Source organism: Hwanghaeella sp. LZ110 (assembly GCF_048892525.1).
In the GTDB taxonomy this organism is placed as follows: domain Bacteria; phylum Pseudomonadota; class Alphaproteobacteria; order UBA8366; family Aestuariispiraceae; genus Pacificispira.
In genome coordinates, this window is sequence record NZ_JBLZHT010000051.1 from 1 (window position 1) to 393 (window position 393).

Here is a 393-nt window from a genome sequence, read left to right on the forward strand (position 1 = left end):
AGGCCGCTACGACCCCCCGTGCGGCTTCCTGAGCATAGATCATATCATCGACTTGATCACCGCCAACAGGAATGGTCACCGGCTCCCCGTAAAACGGATTCTCGATTAATTTGCTCAAGGCGCCGAAGCGGCCATGCCGTGTGGTCTTGCCCGGCCCAAAGATGGTTGAGAAACGAAGGGCAGCGAATTCCATATCGGAGATTGCTGCAAATGCCTCTCCAAACCTCTCTCCAATGATTTTGCAAAGATCATAGGTCGCCTCGTGGTGGGTGGCGTTGGTCTCGTCGACAGGGCGGTAGGTCGGTGGGCCGAAGCAACCATTCAGACTGCCATAAACCGCCCGTGATGAGGCGAAAATAAACCGGTTAACCCCAACACAACGGGCAGCCTCCA

Annotated in this window: 1 protein-coding gene; it reads right to left on the bottom strand. The window is 55.7% G+C overall.

Annotated elements, in window-relative coordinates:
- Positions 1–393 (bottom strand): NAD-dependent epimerase/dehydratase family protein (locus ACOSDM_RS20170; protein ID WP_420726327.1); only part of this gene is annotated, 393 nt, incomplete at both ends.